21 protein-coding genes and 1 pseudogene are annotated in these 19,396 nt (G+C 43.2%); 21 read left to right on the forward strand and 1 reads right to left on the reverse strand.

Annotated elements, in window-relative coordinates:
- The first annotated feature begins 10 nt into the window (after positions 1–10).
- From coaE to DW125_RS03635, 4 genes and pseudogenes are all read left to right on the forward strand, one after another.
- Positions 11–601: a dephospho-CoA kinase gene (coaE, locus tag DW125_RS03615; RefSeq protein WP_117537181.1), complete on the forward strand. Its 591-nt coding sequence runs from the start codon at positions 11–13 to the stop codon at positions 599–601.
- Between the two features lie 69 nt (positions 602–670).
- Positions 671–1,468 (forward strand): MBL fold metallo-hydrolase, encoded by a 798-nt coding sequence (locus DW125_RS03620; RefSeq protein WP_117537182.1) that lies wholly within the window; start codon positions 671–673, stop codon positions 1,466–1,468.
- Positions 1,469–1,589: 121 nt separating this feature from the next.
- Positions 1,590–1,874: pseudogene (locus DW125_RS03630) on the forward strand (DUF711 family protein); the annotation flags it as partial.
- Between the two features lie 13 nt (positions 1,875–1,887).
- A complete protein-coding gene (locus DW125_RS03635) occupies positions 1,888–2,745 on the forward strand; it encodes a DegV family protein (protein ID WP_021860489.1) in 858 nt (285 codons plus the stop codon).
- A 172-nt stretch (positions 2,746–2,917) separates the two neighbouring features.
- Here DW125_RS03635 and DW125_RS03640 read toward each other — a convergent pair whose 3' ends face one another.
- Positions 2,918–3,904, reverse strand: a complete 987-nt coding sequence (locus tag DW125_RS03640; RefSeq protein ID WP_021860488.1) for an FAD:protein FMN transferase — start codon at positions 3,902–3,904, stop codon at positions 2,918–2,920.
- 129 nt (positions 3,905–4,033) lie between these two features.
- Here DW125_RS03640 and DW125_RS03645 point away from each other — a divergent pair, with 129 nt between their 5' ends.
- The 17 genes from DW125_RS03645 to DW125_RS03720 all read left to right on the forward strand — a co-directional run bounded on the left by DW125_RS03645 (position 4,034) and on the right by DW125_RS03720 (position 19,366).
- Positions 4,034–4,411, forward strand: a complete 378-nt coding sequence (locus DW125_RS03645) for a NusG domain II-containing protein (protein WP_021860487.1) — start codon at positions 4,034–4,036, stop codon at positions 4,409–4,411.
- Between the two features lie 32 nt (positions 4,412–4,443).
- Positions 4,444–4,935 carry a Gx transporter family protein gene (locus DW125_RS03650; RefSeq protein ID WP_021860486.1) on the forward strand — a complete coding sequence of 164 codons (492 nt, stop codon included), beginning with the start codon at positions 4,444–4,446 and terminating at the stop codon, positions 4,933–4,935.
- A gap of 16 nt (positions 4,936–4,951) precedes the next feature.
- Positions 4,952–5,560, forward strand: a complete 609-nt coding sequence (gene ruvA, locus DW125_RS03655; protein ID WP_117537405.1) for a Holliday junction branch migration protein RuvA — start codon at positions 4,952–4,954, stop codon at positions 5,558–5,560.
- Positions 5,561–5,573: 13 nt separating this feature from the next.
- The gene (gene ruvB, locus DW125_RS03660) at positions 5,574–6,578 is read left to right on the forward strand and encodes a Holliday junction branch migration DNA helicase RuvB (RefSeq protein ID WP_117537183.1); all 1,005 of its coding nucleotides are present in this window, start codon (positions 5,574–5,576) and stop codon (positions 6,576–6,578) included.
- 99 nt (positions 6,579–6,677) lie between these two features.
- On the forward strand, positions 6,678–7,082 hold the full coding sequence (gene zapA, locus DW125_RS03665) for a cell division protein ZapA (protein WP_021860483.1): 405 nt from the start codon (positions 6,678–6,680) through the stop codon (positions 7,080–7,082).
- Between the two features lie 289 nt (positions 7,083–7,371).
- Positions 7,372–9,543 carry a peptidase U32 family protein gene (locus tag DW125_RS03670; RefSeq protein WP_117537184.1) on the forward strand — a complete coding sequence of 724 codons (2,172 nt, stop codon included), beginning with the start codon at positions 7,372–7,374 and terminating at the stop codon, positions 9,541–9,543.
- An 8-nt stretch (positions 9,544–9,551) separates the two neighbouring features.
- Positions 9,552–11,024: an FtsW/RodA/SpoVE family cell cycle protein gene (locus tag DW125_RS03675; RefSeq protein WP_117537185.1), complete on the forward strand. Its 1,473-nt coding sequence runs from the start codon at positions 9,552–9,554 to the stop codon at positions 11,022–11,024.
- Positions 11,025–11,061: 37 nt separating this feature from the next.
- The gene (locus DW125_RS03680; protein WP_199537823.1) at positions 11,062–12,393 is read left to right on the forward strand and encodes a peptidoglycan D,D-transpeptidase FtsI family protein; all 1,332 of its coding nucleotides are present in this window, start codon (positions 11,062–11,064) and stop codon (positions 12,391–12,393) included.
- A gap of 16 nt (positions 12,394–12,409) precedes the next feature.
- On the forward strand, positions 12,410–12,733 hold the full coding sequence (locus tag DW125_RS03685) for a hypothetical protein (protein WP_021860479.1): 324 nt from the start codon (positions 12,410–12,412) through the stop codon (positions 12,731–12,733).
- Position 12,734: 1 nt separating this feature from the next.
- On the forward strand, positions 12,735–13,763 hold the full coding sequence (locus tag DW125_RS03690; protein ID WP_117537186.1) for a DUF2953 domain-containing protein: 1,029 nt from the start codon (positions 12,735–12,737) through the stop codon (positions 13,761–13,763).
- A gap of 17 nt (positions 13,764–13,780) precedes the next feature.
- Positions 13,781–14,164 (forward strand): GerW family sporulation protein, encoded by a 384-nt coding sequence (locus DW125_RS03695; protein ID WP_021860477.1) that lies wholly within the window; start codon positions 13,781–13,783, stop codon positions 14,162–14,164.
- Positions 14,165–14,244: 80 nt separating this feature from the next.
- Complete coding sequence (locus tag DW125_RS14070) at positions 14,245–14,382, forward strand: hypothetical protein (protein WP_186855190.1); 138 nt, start codon at positions 14,245–14,247, stop codon at positions 14,380–14,382.
- Positions 14,383–14,548: 166 nt separating this feature from the next.
- Positions 14,549–14,737 carry a 50S ribosomal protein L28 gene (gene rpmB / locus DW125_RS03700; RefSeq protein WP_021860476.1) on the forward strand — a complete coding sequence of 63 codons (189 nt, stop codon included), beginning with the start codon at positions 14,549–14,551 and terminating at the stop codon, positions 14,735–14,737.
- Positions 14,738–14,931: 194 nt separating this feature from the next.
- A complete protein-coding gene (locus tag DW125_RS03705) occupies positions 14,932–15,291 on the forward strand; it encodes an Asp23/Gls24 family envelope stress response protein (protein WP_021860475.1) in 360 nt (119 codons plus the stop codon).
- A 19-nt stretch (positions 15,292–15,310) separates the two neighbouring features.
- Positions 15,311–16,972, forward strand: coding sequence for a DAK2 domain-containing protein (locus tag DW125_RS03710; RefSeq protein ID WP_117537187.1), 1,662 nt, complete (start codon positions 15,311–15,313; stop codon positions 16,970–16,972).
- A gap of 72 nt (positions 16,973–17,044) precedes the next feature.
- The gene (gene recG / locus DW125_RS03715; protein WP_117537188.1) at positions 17,045–19,075 is read left to right on the forward strand and encodes an ATP-dependent DNA helicase RecG; all 2,031 of its coding nucleotides are present in this window, start codon (positions 17,045–17,047) and stop codon (positions 19,073–19,075) included.
- Between the two features lie 84 nt (positions 19,076–19,159).
- Positions 19,160–19,366, forward strand: coding sequence for an alpha/beta-type small acid-soluble spore protein (locus DW125_RS03720; RefSeq protein ID WP_021860472.1), 207 nt, complete (start codon positions 19,160–19,162; stop codon positions 19,364–19,366).
- Positions 19,367–19,396 lie beyond the last annotated feature (30 nt).

Consider the following 19,396-nt stretch of genomic DNA (forward strand, 5'->3'; position numbering starts at 1 on the left):
GTGAAAAGACATGAAGATAATAGGATTAACAGGTGGCGTTGGTTCCGGGAAAACACAGATTCTGGAATATCTGAATGACAAATATGGTGCAACCATCTGTCAGGCTGACAAAGTCGCAAAGCATTTACAGAAAAAAGGAACAGAATGTTATGAGCAGATTGTTGCTTATTTCGGAGAAGACATCCTGGATGAGAAGAAAGAGCTGGACCGTGAGAAAATTGCGGATATCGTATTTACAGACAAAGCCAAATTAGAAGCACTCAATGCAATTGTGCATCCGGCTGTAAAGGAAGAGATTAAGAAAAAAATCCGTCATGAAGAGCGGAAGAATACGAATCTGTTTATTCTGGAATCTGCACTTCTGATCGAAGATCATTATGAAGAGGTCTATGACGAACTCTGGTATGTATATGTGAAGACAGAGGTCCGTAAGAACCGTCTGTTTTATTCCAGAGGATACAAGGAATCCAAGATTGATGATATCATGGCTTCCCAGCTTACAAAAGAGCAATTTATGAAGGAATGTGACAGAGTTATTGACAATAATGGTGTTTTCGCCGAGACAATGATCCAGATCGATCAGATCGTAAAGAATCTGTAACAGTTAAAAGACAGCATGACGGTACATAATAGAAAAAATAACATTGTAAAGAACAGGTGGAAATAACAGATGAGATTATGCAGCATTGCCAGTGGAAGCAGCGGAAACTGTATTTACATAGGAGATGATACTACGCATCTTCTGGTAGACACTGGAATCAGCAAAAAGAGAATTGAAGAAGGCTTGAAAGAGCTGGAGATCAAAGGAGATGAACTACAGGGGATTCTCATTACACATGAACATGTCGATCATATACAGGGACTGGGTGTATTCAGCAGAAAATATGCAGTTCCTGTTTATGCAACTCATGGAACGATTGAAGGAATCAAAGCCAATAAAAATATTGGCAGGCTTCCGGAAGGTCTTCTGCATGAGGTGCAGGTAGATCAGACATTTCGTCTGGGAGATATGGACATCCGTCCTTTTGCAATTTCCCATGATGCAAATGAACCGTCCGGTTACCGGATTGAGAATGGCAGTAAGTCTGCTGCAGTTGCAACAGACCTTGGAATATATGATGACTATACCATTGAGAACCTTAAAAATCTGAATGGCATTGTACTGGAGGCGAACCACGACATACATATGCTAGAAGTCGGTCCATATCCTTATCCTCTGAAAAGAAGAGTTATGGGCGACAAAGGACATTTATCAAATGAATTGTCAGGGCGCCTTCTTTGTGATATACTGCATGATGATATGTCCGCAGTTGTACTCGGACATCTGAGCAAGGAAAATAATTATGAAAGTCTTGCTTATGAAACTGTGAAACTGGAAGTTACGATGGGAGACAATCCGTACAAGGGAGAAGAACTTCCGATCACAGTTGCAAAAAGAACATCCGTTTCTAACATTATTCAGCTGTAGGAAGAGATGAACAGGCTTTGAAGGAGGACTCGCATATGAAGAAATGTATCATTACAGTAGTTGGAAAAGACAATGTCGGAATTATCGCAAAAGTAACGGCTTATATTGCCGGTGCGAATATACATGTGTCTGCTCCGTTGGGTTAGATATGATCGCAATACCTGGAAAGACAAAAGCAACAACCATTTCCGGGATCATTGCCGATGAGATGGCAATCGGAATGGTGAACCAGAAGACGACAGCGGTTCGTCTCATTCCGGTTATTGGAAAAGATGTAGGAGATGTGGCGCAGTTCGGTGGGTTGTTAGGCTATGCACCGATCATGCCGGTAAACGAATACGACTGCAGTTCATTTGTGAACAGGAAAGGACGTATTCCGGCACCGATCCACAGCTTTAAAAATTAGTGAGGTATAGGTAATGGGAAAAATAGCAATTGTAACAGACAGCAACAGTGGTATTACACAGGAAGAAGCAAAGGAACTGGGAATCCGTGTTGTGCCGATGCCATTTTATATCAATGGGGAACTGTATTACGAAGATATTACACTGACACAGGATGAATTTTATGAAAAACTGGAAACCGGTGCGGATATTTCAACATCTCAACCGTCACCGGGAGATGTTATGGAACTGTGGGAAGAACTGCTAGAGGAGTATGATGAAGTCATTCATATTCCGATGTCCAGCGGACTGAGCAGTTCCTGCGAGAACGCGATCATGCTCGCCAGAGAATTTGAAGGAAAAGTACATGTTGTGGATAACCAGCGTATTTCCGTAACACAACGCCAATCTGTGGAAGACGCCATGATGATGCGCGATAAAGGAATGTCCGGTGAAGAGATCGTCGATGTTCTGATGCGTGAAAAGCTGGAATCCAGCATTTATATTACAGTTGATACTTTGAAATATTTGAAAAAAGGTGGAAGAATCACACCTGCTGCCGCAGCAATCGGAACGGTACTGAATCTGAAACCGGTACTCCAGATCCAAGGCGAGAAACTGGATGCATTTGCAAAAGTGCGCGGATGGAAGGCTGCAAAAAAGACAATGCTGGATGCAATTGACAAGGATATTCATTCCCGTTTCGCAGGAGAAAAGGTTCATCTGGAAGCTGCATATACATGCTCAGAAGAAGAAAAAGACAAATGGATTGCGGAGTTACAGGTGAGATTTCCTGATTATGAGATTCGCACAGAAAAATTATCTCTGAGCGTGGCATGTCATATCGGTCCTGGAGCAATGGCGGTTGCCTGCAGTAAATATATAGAAGTATAGGTAGCTGGGACAATCAAGACTGGACGACAATATGTGCCATTCGCGGATACTTGGTGGCACATATGAATGGAATAAAGCAATAAAAAGACGATCGCAGTAAAGTGATCGTCTTTCTTTTGCTTTATTCCATTATCTGTGATCGTCAGCTGAAACATCTAAAGAATACCAGCTACTAGTGATTTTTTTGGAAATTATTCGAATAATGAAGTTCGCCATCATTTGTAATAAAAATGGCGTCAACATTATCTAACTGGTTTACCATATTCAGTGCGCGGTCATATCCCATCATCAGACAGATGGTACTCAGCGCATCTGCCGTTAGTGATGAATCTGTGATAACAGATACACTGTACAGATCTGTCTTGCATGGCTTTCCGGTTGAAGGCGAGAGCACGTGATGGTAAATCTTTCCGTTCTTTTCAAAATATCGTTCGTAAATGCCACTGGTGACAACAGACTGATCATCAATCTTTACGGAAGCGATCGCTTCGCCGTTTTTCCCAAATGGTTTTTGGATGCCGATGTGATAATCCGAACCATCCGGCTTGGTACCAATCGTCTGTACATTGCCGCCGAGATTAATCGTCGCGTGTTTCACGCCTTTCTTTTTCAGATAGTCTTTTACGCGGTCTGCAATATAACCTTTGGCGATTCCTCCGAGGTCAATTTTCGCATGTTTGTCTGCCAGCGTAACAGCATTGCCATTTATTATTACATCGTGATAATTGACGTGGGAAAGCTTTTTGTCGATTTTTGCGGAAGATGGTACCTTTTTCTTGCCGGAACGGAAATCCCACAGGCGGGAAACAGAACCGATGGTAATATCAAATTCACTTTTCGAGAACTTTCCATAATAAAGCCCTTTTTTGATCAGACTGATCGTATCGTCCGAAACGGTAACAGCTTTTCCTTTTGCATGATTAATCTTATATACATCGCCTTTTTTGTTGTCCGGTGAGAACATAGCGTCGTATTTCTTACATAATGTTTCGCAGCCCTTGATGACAGAAGTATTGGCAGAATCCAGGATCTGCACCTTAATTGTGGTGTCAAATAATGTGTCACTGTAAGTAAGCCCGCGTTTTCCGGAAAGTCCGGAACAACCGGTCAGAAGAAGTGAAACACACATGGCTGCTGCCGTGATTTTTTTTAGTTTCATAATACACCTCCAGGTCGGCAGTCATAATCTTAAGTTATTATACCATGAAAAATAAGATATGCAATCGAACATGTGATTGCAGTGTTTGATTTCTTGTGTTAGAATGTAACGCAGAGAGGAACGGTGTATATGAAAGAAAAGATGCATTTGAAGAAAAAAGACTGGGTTTTAATTGCGATTATCATTGTTGTAGCGGGTCTTGCCTTCTTTCTCCATAACCTTCTTGGCGCCAAAGGTGCGAATTGCGTTGTGGTGAAAGTAGACGGGAAGATTGAGGGAACCTATTCTCTTGGAGAGGATCAGGAGATTTCCATCAATGGTGGAACGAATACACTTGTGATCAAAAACAACAGAGCGAAGATGAAAGAGGCAGACTGCCCGGATCAACTCTGCGTGAACCAGAAAGCAATTTCAAAAAACAATGAGAGCATTATCTGTCTTCCGAATAAAGTAGTTGTTGAAGTTGAGAGCAGTGAGAACAGTGAATTTGATGCTGTATCAAATTAAGGTATTGTAGCAGGAAGGAAGATAAGGAGTACGTGAAGAGCAGAGTAGCATATTTTGGAGTGTTTACGGCATTGGCATTGATTTTTAGTTATGTAGAGACATTGATTCCGGTCAACCTCGGGATTCCCGGTGTGAAACTTGGACTTGCGAATCTGATCATTGTTGTTGCCTTATATAAGATGCGCCTTTCAGAGGCGTATCTTCTTTCTGTCGTGCGTATATTGCTGGCAGGATTTATTTTTGGAAATTATTTCAGCATTATATACAGCCTTGCCGGAGGACTTTTAAGTCTGACTGTAATGGCGCTTCTTAAGAAGTGGGGAGGATTCAGCTTGCAGGGAATCAGTATTGCAGGCGGTGTCTTCCACAATATCGGACAGCTTATTGTTGCGGCTGTTGTGGTAGAGACATTCAGCGTTACTTATTATTTCCCGGTACTTCTGGTAGCAGGGCTGCTTACCGGACTTGTGATCGGCATTGTTGCGGAGATGATGCTTAAGAGGCTTGTGAATATACAGTTTTAGGTAAATGGAGGAACAGATGATTCAATATATCAGAGGTGAACTTGCGGTTGTGGAAGCAGATCGCGTGATCGTAGATGTCGGTGGCGTCGGCTATGGTATTTTCATGCCGGTAGAGTCGATCAGCCAGCTGCCGCCGGTCGGCAATGAGGTGCGTATTTATACTTATCTTAATGTAAAAGAAGACGCGATGCAGTTATTTGGATTCCTGACAAGAGATGATCTGCAGGTATTCAAGTTGTTGATCGGTGTGAACGGGATCGGACCAAAAGGCGGTCAGGCAGTACTGTCTGTATTAAGCCCGGATGATCTGCGTTTTGCAGTATTATCCGGTGATGTGAAAGCAATCTGTGCGGCACCGGGAATCGGCAAGAAGACAGCAGAAAAGGTCATTTTAGAGCTTAAGGACAAGCTAAGCCTTGAGGATGCGTTAGAGCATACGATGACCGGAGACGCCGGGGATATTTCTTACGGAGATTCGTCCGGAGTCCAGAGCGAAGCTGTTCAGGCGCTGACAGCACTTGGCTACAGCAGTACAGAGGCTTTAAGAGCTGTGAAGAAAATAGAAATAACAGAAGCAATGGATGTCGAAGCTGTATTAAAACAGGCTTTGAAACAGATGCTGTAAAGGATCGATAAAGATGAGCAGAAGAATCATAACAACAGAGAATCTGGAAGAAGATGCGAAGATCGAGAACAATCTCCGCCCGCAGCTTCTGGACGATTATATCGGACAGGCAAAGGCGAAGGAGATGTTGAATGTATATATCCGTGCGGCGAGAGAGCGAGGAGATGCACTGGATCATGTCCTGTTTTATGGTCCGCCGGGACTTGGAAAGACAACACTTGCCGGGATCATTGCCAATGAGATGGGCGTGAATATTAAGATCACATCCGGACCGGCAATTGAAAAACCGGGTGAGATGGCAGCAATTTTAAATAATCTGCAGGAGAAGGATGTTCTTTTTGTAGATGAGATCCATCGGCTGAATCGGCAGGTAGAAGAAGTACTTTATCCTGCGATGGAAGATTATGCGATTGATATCATGATCGGAAAGGGCGCAACTGCAAGATCTATTCGGTTGGATCTTCCAAAATTCACACTGGTAGGTGCAACGACGAGAGCAGGTATGCTGACAGCGCCGCTCCGGGACCGTTTCGGAGTTGTACACCGGATGGAATATTATACAACTGAGGAACTGGTGACGATCATCAAGCGTTCAGCGAGAGTACTGGAAGTAGGAATCGATGAAGCGGGCGCTCTGGCGCTGGCGAGACGTTCCAGAGGAACACCGAGACTGGCAAACCGTCTGTTAAAGCGTGTGCGGGATTTTGCACAGGTAAAGTATGACGGAGATATCACAAAGGAAGTTGCAGACTATGCACTGGATCTTCTGGATGTAGATAAAGAAGGTCTTGATCAGACAGACAGGGAACTTTTGCTTACGATTGTGAATAAATTTGCCGGAGGCCCGGTAGGGCTGGACACACTGGCAGCTTCTGTCGGAGAAGATGCAGGAACGATCGAGGATGTATACGAACCGTATCTGCTGAAAAATGGATTTATCCAGCGTACTCCGAAGGGAAGAATTGTCACAGAAAAAGCATATATACATCTTGGCATTGAGATGAATATGGAAGTCTGAAAAATCGGCAGAAAAATCAGCAGATGAAAAAAAGGTTGGTTTTTTGCACAGATTAGTTTATAATGGTAAAAAGATTATGAATGTATGCGGGAGGCATTTATGGCATCATCAAAGAATTTTACAGAAGTATTAATCGGAGGAAAGGTATTTACACTGAGCGGATTTGAGAGCGAAGACTATCTGCAGAAAGTATCTACTTATCTGAATCATAAACTGGACGAGCTCGGAGCAAGCGACGGATATCGCAAGCAGAACGCTGAGACAAGAAGTATCCTTCTGGCACTTAATATTGCGGATGATTATTTCAAAGCAAAGAAGCAGGGGACTTCACTGGAAAACGATATCGAGGAGAAAGACAAGGACATGTACGAACTGAAACATGACTTGATATCCGTGCAGATCAAGCTTGAGAATGCTGAGAAAGCGATGGATAAGTTAAAAGAAGAGAACAAAGAACTTCAGCTTAAGATCGTTCAGTTGGAGACAGAGAATAAAAATAAGTAAGGGCTGTCGAGTGACAGCCTTTTTCATGTAACAGGAAAGTGCATTTTCTGTTACATGAAAAATCTCCGGCGGGATGCGCACTCGCACGAAGAGGTAGATTGTTGTAAACTGTCTACGTTTCACTCCGGTAGTTGCTAAATGAGCGTCGCAGGCGCTCAGCAACGCGCTCGGTGCGGAAATATGCTAGGACACAATTTATTTGTTTAAAAGGAAACTTCGCTGCCAGAGATATTCAGATGAGATGTGAAGTATCTGGCAGGGTAGATATTATAGAACAAGGAGTAGTTGGATGAACAGAGAGGCGGAGAATAGGCACAATCATATAGAGATACTGGCACCGGCAGGTTCCTATGAAAGTCTGACTGCGGCACTTGCCGCCGGAGCGGATGCGATTTATGCCGGCGGGATGCGTTTTGGCGCAAGGGCATATGCAGGCAATCTGGATGAAGAGCAGTATCTGCGTGCCATTGATGAGGTACATTTACAGCAGAGGAAGATTTATATGACGGTGAATACGCTGCTGAAGGATTATGAACTTGCAGAATTGTATGAGTATCTGTTGCCATATTACCGTCAAGGGCTGGATGCCGTAATTGTTCAGGATTTGGGTGTTTTTTCGTTTATCCGTGAGGTTTTTCCGGATCTGCCGGTGCATGTCAGCACGCAGATGACAGTGACAGGCGAGTACGGAGCAGAATTTTTCGGCAGAAAGGGTGCAACGCGTATTGTTCCGGCAAGAGAGATCAGTCTTGAGGAAGTGCGTCGGATGAAAGAACGAACAGGTCTGGAGATGGAATGCTTTGTTCACGGTGCAATGTGTTACTGTTATTCTGGCCAGTGTCTGATGAGCAGTATGATTGGCGGAAGAAGTGGTAACCGGGGACAGTGTGCACAGCCGTGCCGTCTTCCATATTCCGTAGAGGGAAAGAAACCGCAGGATCTGATGAGCCTTAAGGATCTGTGCACAATAGAGATGATCCCGGATCTGATCGAAGCTGGAATTGACTCTTTTAAGATTGAAGGCAGGATGAAGCAGCCGGAATATGTCTATACGGTTGTACGGATGTACCGCAAATACGTGAATCTTTATTTGCAGAAAGGGCGCGATGGTTTCCGTGTGAAGCCGGAAGATCTTAAAACTCTGGAGAATGCCTACAGAAGAAGAGGCTATATGAAGGGTTATTATCAATGCGAAAATGGCAGATCGATGTTATCACTAAAACGGCCAAAAGGAGAAGAACAGGTAGAGACGCTTCCGGAATTTTCAAAAAAGCAAGAAAAAATTAAGGGAGTCTTCACACTTTCCGAAGGAAGTCGTGCTAAAATAGACTTATGCTGTCGGGAGGTATCTGTTTCTTGTGAAGGCGCTGAAGTGCAGAAAGCACTGAAGCAGCCGTTAGATGAGAAGCGTATTGATAAGCAGATGCGCAAGACAGGTCAGACGCCATTTACATTTGATGAGTTGGAAATCCATACGGAAGGCAGTATTTTTCTACCAATGCAGGCAATCAATGAACTGCGACGGGAAAGTCTGGGATTATTAGAAGAAAAATTATTAGAACCATATCGTAGAACTTCAGAGTCGTCGGAATGTGTTGAAACATTTTTTGAGAGACAGGATGAGATCTGCCACGAATATAATAATGTTCCGGCGGATGAGAGATTTACAGTGCGCGTATGCACACCGGAACAGTTTGAAGCCGCAGCAGGCAGAGAAGATGTTGCAGTGATCCTGGCAGAAAGTACACTTTGTGAGGCGAAAGAATGGAAAAATCTCAGAGAGAAGCTCTCTGATGATCAGAAACTATATCTTGCTATGCCATATATTTTCCGGAAACGTGCAGTTAAGCTGTTTGAACAGTACTATGCAGAACTTAAGAAGAGTTTTGATGGCGTGATGATCCGCAATTTCGAGAGCCTTGCATGGTTGAAAGAGAAAAATTACACGGATGAGATTCTGACAGATTACAATATGTATGTATTTAACCACAGTGGAAAAGCTTTTCTGAAGCAGGAAGGCATTTCCCGGTTTACGGCATCTGTTGAACTCAATGGCAGAGAATTAAAAGACTGCGGTCTTTTGGGCGGTATGCTGAGTATTTACGGATACCAGCCGGTGATGATCACGGCAAACTGTATACAGAAGAATACGAGGAGCTGTGAGAGAAAGCCGTCACTTTTATATTTGACGGACCGTTATCAGAACAGATTTCCGGTAAGGAATGAGTGCAGTTTCTGCTATAATATTATTTATAACCCGGTTCCGCTTATGCTTATGAAACAGCATAAAGAGATCCGGAATTTACAGCCATCGGCACTGCGGCTGGATTTCACGATGGAATCCGGAAAAGAAACGCGGGATATTATAAATGTATATGGAGATGTATTTTTACGGGGAAGAAATGCACAGCTTCCGGAAGCCTCCTATACAAAAGGACATTTTAAACGAGGAGTGAAGTAGGTGAGAGTTTGGTAAATATAATCGTACAACTATCCAAATATGTGATGATTCTGCTGATCATTATGTACACATTCTTATGTTTCAGCATATTTGGTTATCAGGACCCGGACAGAAAACGTTATCTTCTGCGCCGACAGAATATATTAATGTTTCTGATGCATGCGATCGCATTTGCAGTGATGTATTTACAGACGGATGACATCAAAATGCTGGCGTTTTATCTGATGCAGGTAGTATTGTTTGGAGCTACGATCATTTTGTACACATTGTTATATCCAAAGGTGTCCAGACTGGTCGTCAATAATATGTGTATGCTGTTATGCATTGGATTTATCATGCTGACGAGGCTGAATTATTCTTACGCGATCAAGCAGTTTATGATCGCGGCGGCAGGTATTGCATGCAGTCTGGTTGTACCGGTGATCATCCGGAAATTCAAGTTTCTGGCAGAATGGAGAAAATTTTACGCAGTAATCGGTATCTTTTCGCTGGCGGCAGTTGTTATCTGGGGTGGAGTTACCGGAGGTGCAAAGCTTAGCTTTTCAACAAAGGTTGCAAATATCCAGCCGTCAGAGCTTGTGAAGATTGTTTTTGTATTCTTTGTTGCCTCCAGTTTTAAGCTGTCACTGGAATTTAAGAATATTGTGATCACGACAGCGCTGGCGGCATTCCATGTGCTGATCCTGGTTGTATCCAAAGACCTTGGTGCGGCACTCATCATATTTGTTGTATATCTCGTTATGCTCTATGTGGCAACGAGACAGCCTCTGTATATATTTGCCGGACTGGGTGCCGGGAGTCTGGCGTCCGTGGCGGCATATTATCTGTTCAACCATGTGCGTGTGCGTGTCATCGTATGGAAAGATCCGCTTGCTGTATACGCGAACGGCGGACAGCAGGTAGCACAGTCTTTATTTGCAATCGGCACCGGAAGTTGGTTCGGACTTGGTTTATTTGAGGGAGTGCCGAATACGATCCCGGTTGCAGTATCCGATTTCATTTTTGCAGCGATCGGTGAAGAGATGGGACTGATCTACGGACTTTGTATGATACTGATCTGTGTGAGCTGTTATATTATGTTTTTAAATATTGCAATGCAGCTTCACAACGGATTTTACAAGCTGGTAGCGCTGGGGCTTGGAACCTGTTATATTTTCCAGGTGTTTCTTGCCATCGGAGGTGTGACCAAGTTTATTCCATCCACCGGTGTGACCATTCCTCTGGTCAGCTATGGTGGTAGTTCACTGTTCAGTACAGTGATCATGTTTGCGATTATTCAGGGACTTTATATTTTAAGAGAAGACGAGGAAGAGGACATTGAAAGAAAGAAGAAGGAACGGTTACGAGCAAAGAGAAGCAGACAGGAACATGCGCCGCAGAGAAGAACGCCGGCATATGACCGCCAGAGACCGCAGGCGCGCCCGCAGGGAAGAAAAGCGCCGCGCAAAGCGCAAACGCGCCCGCAACAAAGAGTTCGCTAGAGTAACATATGTTTTTGTCACACTTTTCTTAGTCATGATGGGATATATATCCTATTTTAATGTTGTAAAAAGTAAAGATTTCATAAGCAGTCCGTACAACCGGAGATCAGATACGCTTGCCAAACGTGTTACAAGAGGTAAGATTCTGGACAAAAGAGGGAAAGTACTTGCTCAGACGACAACTTCCGCAGATGGAAGCGAGACGAGGGAATATCCGTATGGAAGAGAATTTGCCCATGTAGTCGGGTATACGGCAAAAGGGAAATACGGTCTGGAATCCAGAATGAATTCCGAACTTCTGTCGTCAAATGCATTTTTTTTGGAGAAGCTAACGAATGAATTTCAGGATAAGAAGAATCCGGGAGACAATGTTGTCACAACACTGGATGTGAAATTACAGAGAGCAGCGTATGATGCGCTGGGAGACCGAAAGGGTGCGGTTGTTGCCATGGATCCGAAGACAGGCAAAGTTCTTGCCATGGTATCAAAGCCGGACTTCAATCCGGAGACAGTGGAAGACAAATGGCAGACACTCAATACGGATTCATCGGCAAGACTGTTAAACCGTGCAACACAGGGACAGTATCCGCCGGGATCTACATTTAAAGTGATAACAGCACTGGAGTATATAAGAGAACATGGCAATCCGGATGATTATTCTTATGTGTGCCAGGGACAGATCGAAGCTGGATCGAATACGATCCACTGCTTTGGCGGAAAAGTGCACGGACAGGTAAGTTTCAGAGACAGCCTTGCTTATTCCTGCAATACCTCTTTCAGTAATATCGGACAAGGACTGAAGATCCCGGATTTTAAGAAGACTACAAAGAAGCTGCTGTTTGATTCAAAACTTCCGGGGAATATTTCTTATAAAGAAAGTCATTTTGCATTAAGTGACCAGGCAGGAATCGCGGAACGTATGATGACAGCGATCGGACAGGGAAAGACACAGGTAAGTCCATATCATATGGCACTCATTACTTCGGCAATTGCAAATGGTGGAACATTGATGAAGCCGTACCTTGTGGATTCTGTGACAAATTACAAAGGCGCTGTGATAAGCTCGACGAAACCGGAAAAATATGCAGAACTGATGACAGCGAAAGAAGCTTCCATGTTAAAGGATTATATGTCCAGTGTAACAAAATACGGAACAGCAGCATCAGCAATGAGCGGAACAAGTTATACAACAGCAGGAAAGACCGGAACAGCAGAGTACAGTTCGGATAAGAACAAAGACCACTCCTGGTTTATCGGTATGTCGAACGTGGATGATCCGGATCTTGTTGTCAGCGTTGTGATCGAAGCAGCAGACGGTAATGCGAAAGCAGTTAATGTGGCAAGGAAAGTTTTTGATGCCTATTATTAAAGAAAGAGGGCGGCATATGCATATTTATAAATATTTATATGTGCCGGAAGGCCTGCAGAAGAAAAAAGAAAATCTGATTAAAAAACTGAAAAACGGGAAATTATTACCCGGAGTTTATCTGATCACACTTGCATCGACAGATCAGAACCAGCTGGATATTTTCCCGGCATGTATCCGCAGGCAGAAAAATTATCCGGAGGAGCTGCCGCTTGTCGTGGGTCTTACAAAAGATTTTGAGGATGCGCTGGAAATAGTGGAAGGAATCACACAGGAAGTGTATAATGAAACCAAAGGTGCGGATATCCGTTCCTATATTTTAGAAAAAGAACGGGAAGGTTAAGATGCTACATATATTGTTGTTGATCTTGAAAATAATAGGAATCATAATCGCAGTGATACTGGGAATACTGCTATTGCTGATTCTGATCCTGCTGTTTGTTCCTGTTCGTTACAAAGCACAGGGCGTATGCAGAGGGACTACAGACAGCTTGAAAGGAAAGGTGTGCATAACGTGGCTTTTACATTTGTTCAGAATCGATCTGCTGTATAAGGACAGCCATCTGATATGGAAATTACGGATTGTGTTCTGGAAACGAAGATCTGCAAAGAAGCGAAGCGCAGAAATAAAGGAGGAGAAAGCCGATGAGAAAGATGACGAAAAAGAACGGTCTGTTAACGAAGAACCGGATACAACAGTGGAAGAAACTGATGAAACGCATGAAGAGCCAGAGAAAAAGAGGTCTGTTGAAGCGTATGAAGAGCCAGAAGTGGAAGAAGAATTACAGGTGGCTGAAAAAGCACAAGATGTTAAGAAACTTCCGCAGACGGTACAGTGTGAAGAAGATAAAGAAAAATCTGGACAAGTTTCAGAAGATCCTGAAAAAACTGAAAAGAAAAAATCTAAACGGAAGAATCCGGATAAAAAAGAATCTTACATTCAGAGGATTGTAAAGAAGATAAAGAGAACGCGCGATAAGATGCGTGAGCAGAAGCAGACAGTTGTGGATAAGAAAGAGCAATTGATGTCCTTTCTTCGGGACGAGACGCATAAAGCTGCATTTGAAAAAGCTAAAAAAGAGCTTTTCCGTTTTCTGAAAGCGTGGAAACCAAAGAAGCTGGAAGGAAAGATAAGATTTGGATTTGAAGATCCGGCTTATACCGGTGAAGTGCTGGCTGTATTAAGTGTATTTTATCCGCTCTTTGGGTCGGCATTTGAAGTGCATCCGGATTTTGAACAGGCAGTATTTGGAGGAAGCCTTCTCTGCAAAGGAAACTTACGGTTAAATCATCTTGCGAGACTTGCATGGGTATTGTTCTGGAACCGGAATATCAGAACGACCTATCGGGATATAAAAAATTATGAAAGATAAAGTCAGGAGGAAATAATATGGCAGACAATAATTTTAAAGGAACAGTAGAAGCATTGTTCCGGGGAATGGATAGTGTTGTTTCATCAAAGACAGTTGTCGGAGATGCAATTCACATCGGAGATACGATCATTCTTCCACTTGTAGATGTCTCTTTTGGTATCGGAGCCGGCGCATTCAGCGGCGATAAGAAGGAAAAAGGGGCAGGAGGTGTCGGCGGTAAGATGTCTCCGTGTGCGGTGCTTGTGATCCAGAATGGTAAAACAAAACTTGTAAATATCAAGAATCAGGATACGATGACGAAGATCCTGGATATGATTCCGGATGCCATCGACAAGTTTACCGGCGATAAAGATGACAAGATGACGGAGAAAGATGTTATGGATATTCTTGACGAGGAATAACCAGGCAGAGAACTTTGTAATGTTTTCCGGCAAATTTGCATAAAATAATATGAAAAGAATTGATAAAGGCAGTGAGAATTATGAAGAAAGTAATCGGATTTGCTTTGTTCTGGGTTGCTGTCGGGCTTATTCTGTCTATGATCTTACCGAATGCTTTTATAGAAGTGATCTGTATTATTTTATGTATACTGGCAGGGTATAATCTGTTCTGCTGCTAGCAGGCGGTGCAGACAGGAGAGAACACTTTTGCCGCCTTGAAAACATATTTTCATCTTAAGATTACATTTTTATAAAAAATACTTGCAATTAGATAACAAGTCTGTTACAATGTCAATGTTGCGAGTCTGGAGAACAGACTTATTATGAGCGTTAGGAGGTGCAGTCATGGCTAAATGTGCTATTTGTGAAAAGGGTGCTCACTTTGGTAACAATGTAAGTCACTCACATAGAAGATCACCAAAGATGTGGAAATCAAACGTAAAATCAGTTCGTGTTAAGACAGAAGGCGGAGCTACAAAGAAAATGTATGTTTGTACTTCTTGCTTAAAATCAGGCAAAGTTGAACGTGCTTAATCAAGAATGTGATTGGAATTAAAAACTCAGGTTCGATTTGGAATCTGAGTTTTTTATATGACAAAAAATTATATTTTTATGACAGAACAGGCGCTGTCTGCTATGCGTGACTTGTAATAAATGAGCAAACAGGGTATAATATAGAAGATTAGACTATACTTAAAATGATAAATAGAAGAAGTGGAGGTTGCAGTATGAAGGGATGCGTTAGTACAGATCTTGGAATTATTACAATTGATCCTGAGGTTATTGCAAAATATGCCGGAACCGTTGCAGTAGAATGCTTTGGTATCGTTGGTATGGCTGCTGTTAATATGAAGGATGGTTTTGTACATTTGCTTAAAAGAGAGAGCCTGACACGTGGTATTCAGGTTCACATTTCTGATGACAATCACATCAGTCTTGATTTTCATGCGATCGTCGCATATGGTGTCAGTATCTCTGCAGTAACAGAGAACCTGATCAGCAATGTACAGTATAAAGTAGAAGAATTTTCAGGTATGCCGGTTGATAAGATCAATATCTATATCGAAGGTGTAAGAGTCATCGATTAGTTAAGGAGGAACATAAGAAGTGGCTACAAAGACAATTAATGTGGACATGCTTGCAAAGATGTTTCTTGCAGGTGCACAGAATATAGAGGCAAAGAAAGAATTTATCAATGAGCTGAATGTTTTTCCGGTTCCGGATGGAGACACAGGAACGAACATGTCACTGACAATTATGTCTGCAGCAAAGGAAGTAACAGCACTTGAGAATCCGGGTATGAAAGAGCTTGCAAAAGCAATCTCATCCGGTTCCCTGCGTGGCGCAAGAGGTAACTCCGGTGTTATCCTGTCACAGCTTTTAAGAGGATTTACCAAGTCAATCCGCGAAGAGAAAGAGATTGACGTGATCGCACTTGCAGCAGCATGCACAAGAGCGCGTGATACAGCTTATAAAGCAGTTATGAAGCCGAAGGAAGGAACAATTCTTACAGTTGCCAGCGGTATTGCTGAGAAGGCTTCTGAGCTGGCACAGGAGACAGATGATCTCGAAGAGTTCATCCCGGCAGTGATCGAACATGCAAAAGAAGTGCTTGCAAAGACTCCGGAGATGCTTCCGGTTCTTAAAGAAGCCGGCGTTGTAGATTCCGGCGGACAGGGACTTCTGGAAGTGATTTCAGGAGCATATGATGCATTCCTTGGAAAAGAAGTAGATTACAGTGCGATCCAGCCTGCCGGCGGTGTGACTGTAACGAAAGTGAATGCAGAAGATACGGCAGATATCAAGTTCGGATATTGTACAGAGTTCATTATCCTTACAGAGAAAGAATTTACAGAAGCAGATGAACATGATTTTAAAGCATATCTGTCATCCATCGGCGATTCTATCGTATGTGTTGCAGATGACGATGTTGTGAAGATCCATGTGCATACAAATGATCCGGGACTTGCGATTCAGAGAGCGTTGACTTACGGACAGCTTTCCCGCATGAAAATTGACAATATGCGCGAGGAGCATCAGGAAAAACTGATCCGTGATGCCGAGAAACTTGCGGCAGCACAGGAAGAAGAGAAGGCTAAAGAGCCTAGAAAACCAATGGGATTTATTACGGTATCAATTGGTGAAGGACTGAATTCCATTTTCAAAGAACTTGGAGCTGATTATATTATCGAAGGCGGTCAGACAATGAATCCGAGTACGGAAGATATGCTCAAGGCAATTGATGCAGTGAATGCAGACAGTGTATTTATCCTTCCGAACAATAAGAATATTGTCCTTGCTGCAAATCAGGCAAAAGCGCTTGTGGAAGATAAAGAGATCATTGTAATTCCGACAAAGACAGTACCACAGGGAATCACAGCACTGATCAATTTTGTGCCGGACGCAGATGCGAAGAGCAACGAAGAGACGATGCTGGAAGAGATTAAGAATGTTAAGACCGGACAGATCACATATGCAGTCCGTGATACGAAGATTGATGAGAAAGAGATCCATGAAGGAGATATCATGGGAATCGGTGACAGCGGAATCCTTTCTGTTGGAACGGAAGTGGAGGCAACAGCGCTGGATATGCTGGAGCAGCTTGTAGATGATGATTCAGCACTGATCAGCCTGTATTATGGAGCTGATGTATCAGAAGAAGATGCAGATGCATTTACAGAGAAAGTGACGGAGAAATATCCGGATGTAGACGTTGATGCGCAGTTTGGTGGACAGCCGATCTATTATTACGTATTGGCAGTTGAATAGAAAAAAAGCAGGATAAAAGGGGACTTTAAGCGGTCCCCTTTTTGTTATTGATGTTACTACGCAGGAGCAGTTATGATCAAAGAAACAAGTATTAAAGAATTAAAAGGAATCGGAGAGAAAACAGAAAAACTGTTTGCGAAGATTGGTATTTCTACGGTAGGAGATATGCTCCGTTATTATCCGAGAGGCTATGATATATATGAAGAGCCGGTGTCAATAAGCGATGTAAGAGAAGGGCAGGTAGTGGCAGTAAACGGCATGATTTTTGGCCGCGTGCAGGTATCCGGGAACCGCAGCCTGCAGGTGACGACGATGCATGTGAAAGATCTGACCGGAACGCTTAAGGTTATCTGGTTCCGGATGCCGTATCTTCGTAATACATTTCAAAAAGGCGGTGCAGTTACGCTTCGCGGTAAGATTGTGCGAAAACGAAACGAACTTGTCATGGAACATCCGGAGGTCTTTTATCCGCCGGAACAGTATGACGGGAAAAAAAATACGCTGCAGCCAATCTATGGTCTGACAGCCGGACTTTCCAATCATGCCATTATGAAAGCAATGCATCAGGTGCTTGACGGGATGGATCTGACCAGAGAACGTCTGCCGAAGGAACTGCGTATGCGTTATGAACTTGCAGAGTACAATTATGCGGTCCGGGGAATTCATTTTCCAGAGGACAAAGCTGTTTTCATGCATGCAAGAAAGCGTCTTGTATTTGAAGAATTTCTTCAGTTTATTCTTGCAATCCGAAAATTAAAAGATAAGAATGAAAAACTGGAAAATGAATATGTGATCCCGGTACACCCGGATATAGATGCATTTATAGCGAAGCTTCCATATAAACTGACAAATGCACAGAAGAAAGTCTGGAAAGAGATTGCAACAGATATGGCGGGAGAGATGACCATGTCACGTCTGGTGCAGGGGGATGTCGGTTCCGGAAAAACGATCGTTGCAGTTCTGGCGCTTTTTAATACAGCACTTTCAGGATGCCAGGGCGCAATGATGGCTCCGACAGAAGTTCTTGCAAGACAACACTACGCGTCAATATGTAATATGCTGGAAACCTATGATATTCCAGTGAAAGCAGTGCTCCTGACAGGTTCCATGACCGCAAAGGAAAAACGGCGTGCCTATGACCGGATAGAGTGCGGATTTGCGAAGATTATCATCGGAACCCATGCGCTTATACAGGATGCGGTAAATTATGATAATCTGGCGCTTGTTGTGACCGATGAACAGCATCGTTTTGGCGTGAAGCAGAGAGAGAGTTTCGCGCAGAAAGGCGGTACACCGCATGTGCTTGTTATGAGTGCGACACCGATTCCGCGCACGCTTGCAATCATTTTATACGGTGAACTGGACATATCGGTGATTGATGAGCTTCCGGCAAATCGTATCCCGATCAAAAACTGCGTCGTAGATACCGGATACAGGCAGACTGCTTATCAGTTTATGAAAAAACAGATCGCAGAAGGAAGACAGTGTTATGTTATCTGTCCGATGGTCGAAGAGAGTGAAAACATGGAAGCAGAAAATGTCACGGACTACAGCAAGATGCTTCAGGATGAGATGGGCGCAGATGTGCAGGTGGGCTGCCTGCATGGAAAGATGAAACAGGTATACAAAGATGAGATCATGCAGCAATTTGCAGAAAATCAGATTCAGATCCTTGTATCCACTACGGTAATTGAAGTCGGAATCGATGTGCCGAATGCGACAGTCATGCTGATTGAAAACGCGGAACGTTTTGGTCTTGCCCAGCTCCATCAGCTCCGGGGACGTGTCGGAAGAGGTGCATATCAGTCTTATTGCATTTTTATGACCGGTTCTGATGCAAAAGAGACGAAAAAAAGACTGGATATTCTGAATCATTCCAACGATGGTTTCAAAATCGCAAGTGAAGATCTGAAGCTTCGTGGTCCGGGTGATCTGTTTGGCATCCGTCAAAGCGGTCTTATGGATTTTAAAATCGGAGATATTTATCAGGATGCGGCAATCTTGCAAATGGCAAATGAAGCGGCAGACTGGATTTTAGAAGAATATCCGGAATGGTTGAAAAAAATTCCAGATTATGAAAGAACTTCTAGTGTAATAATTTAATTCCTCCATATACTAGGATCGTAACCAAAACAAATATTACAAAAGGTTACAGAACAACACAGAGATTAAAAGGAGGAGTATAAAATGGCAAATCGTTCATCAAACAGAGCCGCCGTACCGGAGGCAAAAGGAGCATTAGACAAATTCAAATACGAGGTAGCAAGCGAACTTGGTGTACCATTATCAGACGGGTACAACGGAGACCTGACATCAAAACAGAACGGATCTGTTGGTGGTTATATGGTTAAGAAAATGATCGAAGAACAGGAAAAACAGATGTCCGGTAAATAAGGAAAAGAAAAATCGGCGCATGGCAGAAAA

Origin of the sequence: Dorea sp. AM10-31, from assembly GCF_003435815.1 — a bacterium.
Classification (GTDB): Bacteria; Bacillota; Clostridia; order Lachnospirales; family Lachnospiraceae; genus Dorea_D; species Dorea_D hominis.

Bases quoted from the DNA above. Each gene is read 5' to 3' on its own strand.
- DW125_RS03620 (WP_117537182.1), top strand. From the start codon at position 671: ATGAGATTATGCAGCATTGCCAGTGGAAGCAGCGGAAACTGTATTTAC.
- DW125_RS03670 (WP_117537184.1), top strand. From the start codon at position 7,372: ATGAACAGAGAGGCGGAGAATAGGCACAATCATATAGAGATACTGGCA.
- zapA (WP_021860483.1), top strand. From the start codon at position 6,678: ATGGCATCATCAAAGAATTTTACAGAAGTATTAATCGGAGGAAAGGTA.
- DW125_RS03635 (WP_021860489.1), top strand. From the start codon at position 1,888: ATGGGAAAAATAGCAATTGTAACAGACAGCAACAGTGGTATTACACAG.
- DW125_RS14070 (WP_186855190.1), top strand. From the start codon at position 14,245: ATGAAGAAAGTAATCGGATTTGCTTTGTTCTGGGTTGCTGTCGGGCTT.
- DW125_RS03645 (WP_021860487.1), top strand. From the start codon at position 4,034: ATGAAAGAAAAGATGCATTTGAAGAAAAAAGACTGGGTTTTAATTGCG.
- DW125_RS03690 (WP_117537186.1), top strand. From the start codon at position 12,735: ATGCTACATATATTGTTGTTGATCTTGAAAATAATAGGAATCATAATC.
- ruvB (WP_117537183.1), top strand. From the start codon at position 5,574: ATGAGCAGAAGAATCATAACAACAGAGAATCTGGAAGAAGATGCGAAG.
- DW125_RS03685 (WP_021860479.1), top strand. From the start codon at position 12,410: ATGCATATTTATAAATATTTATATGTGCCGGAAGGCCTGCAGAAGAAA.
- rpmB (WP_021860476.1), top strand. From the start codon at position 14,549: ATGGCTAAATGTGCTATTTGTGAAAAGGGTGCTCACTTTGGTAACAAT.
- recG (WP_117537188.1), top strand. From the start codon at position 17,045: ATGATCAAAGAAACAAGTATTAAAGAATTAAAAGGAATCGGAGAGAAA.
- DW125_RS03695 (WP_021860477.1), top strand. From the start codon at position 13,781: ATGGCAGACAATAATTTTAAAGGAACAGTAGAAGCATTGTTCCGGGGA.
- DW125_RS03680 (WP_199537823.1), top strand. From the start codon at position 11,062: ATGGGATATATATCCTATTTTAATGTTGTAAAAAGTAAAGATTTCATA.
- DW125_RS03720 (WP_021860472.1), top strand. From the start codon at position 19,160: ATGGCAAATCGTTCATCAAACAGAGCCGCCGTACCGGAGGCAAAAGGA.
- ruvA (WP_117537405.1), top strand. From the start codon at position 4,952: ATGATTCAATATATCAGAGGTGAACTTGCGGTTGTGGAAGCAGATCGC.
- DW125_RS03705 (WP_021860475.1), top strand. From the start codon at position 14,932: ATGAAGGGATGCGTTAGTACAGATCTTGGAATTATTACAATTGATCCT.
- DW125_RS03640 (WP_021860488.1), bottom strand. From the start codon at position 3,904: ATGAAACTAAAAAAAATCACGGCAGCAGCCATGTGTGTTTCACTTCTT.
- coaE (WP_117537181.1), top strand. From the start codon at position 11: ATGAAGATAATAGGATTAACAGGTGGCGTTGGTTCCGGGAAAACACAG.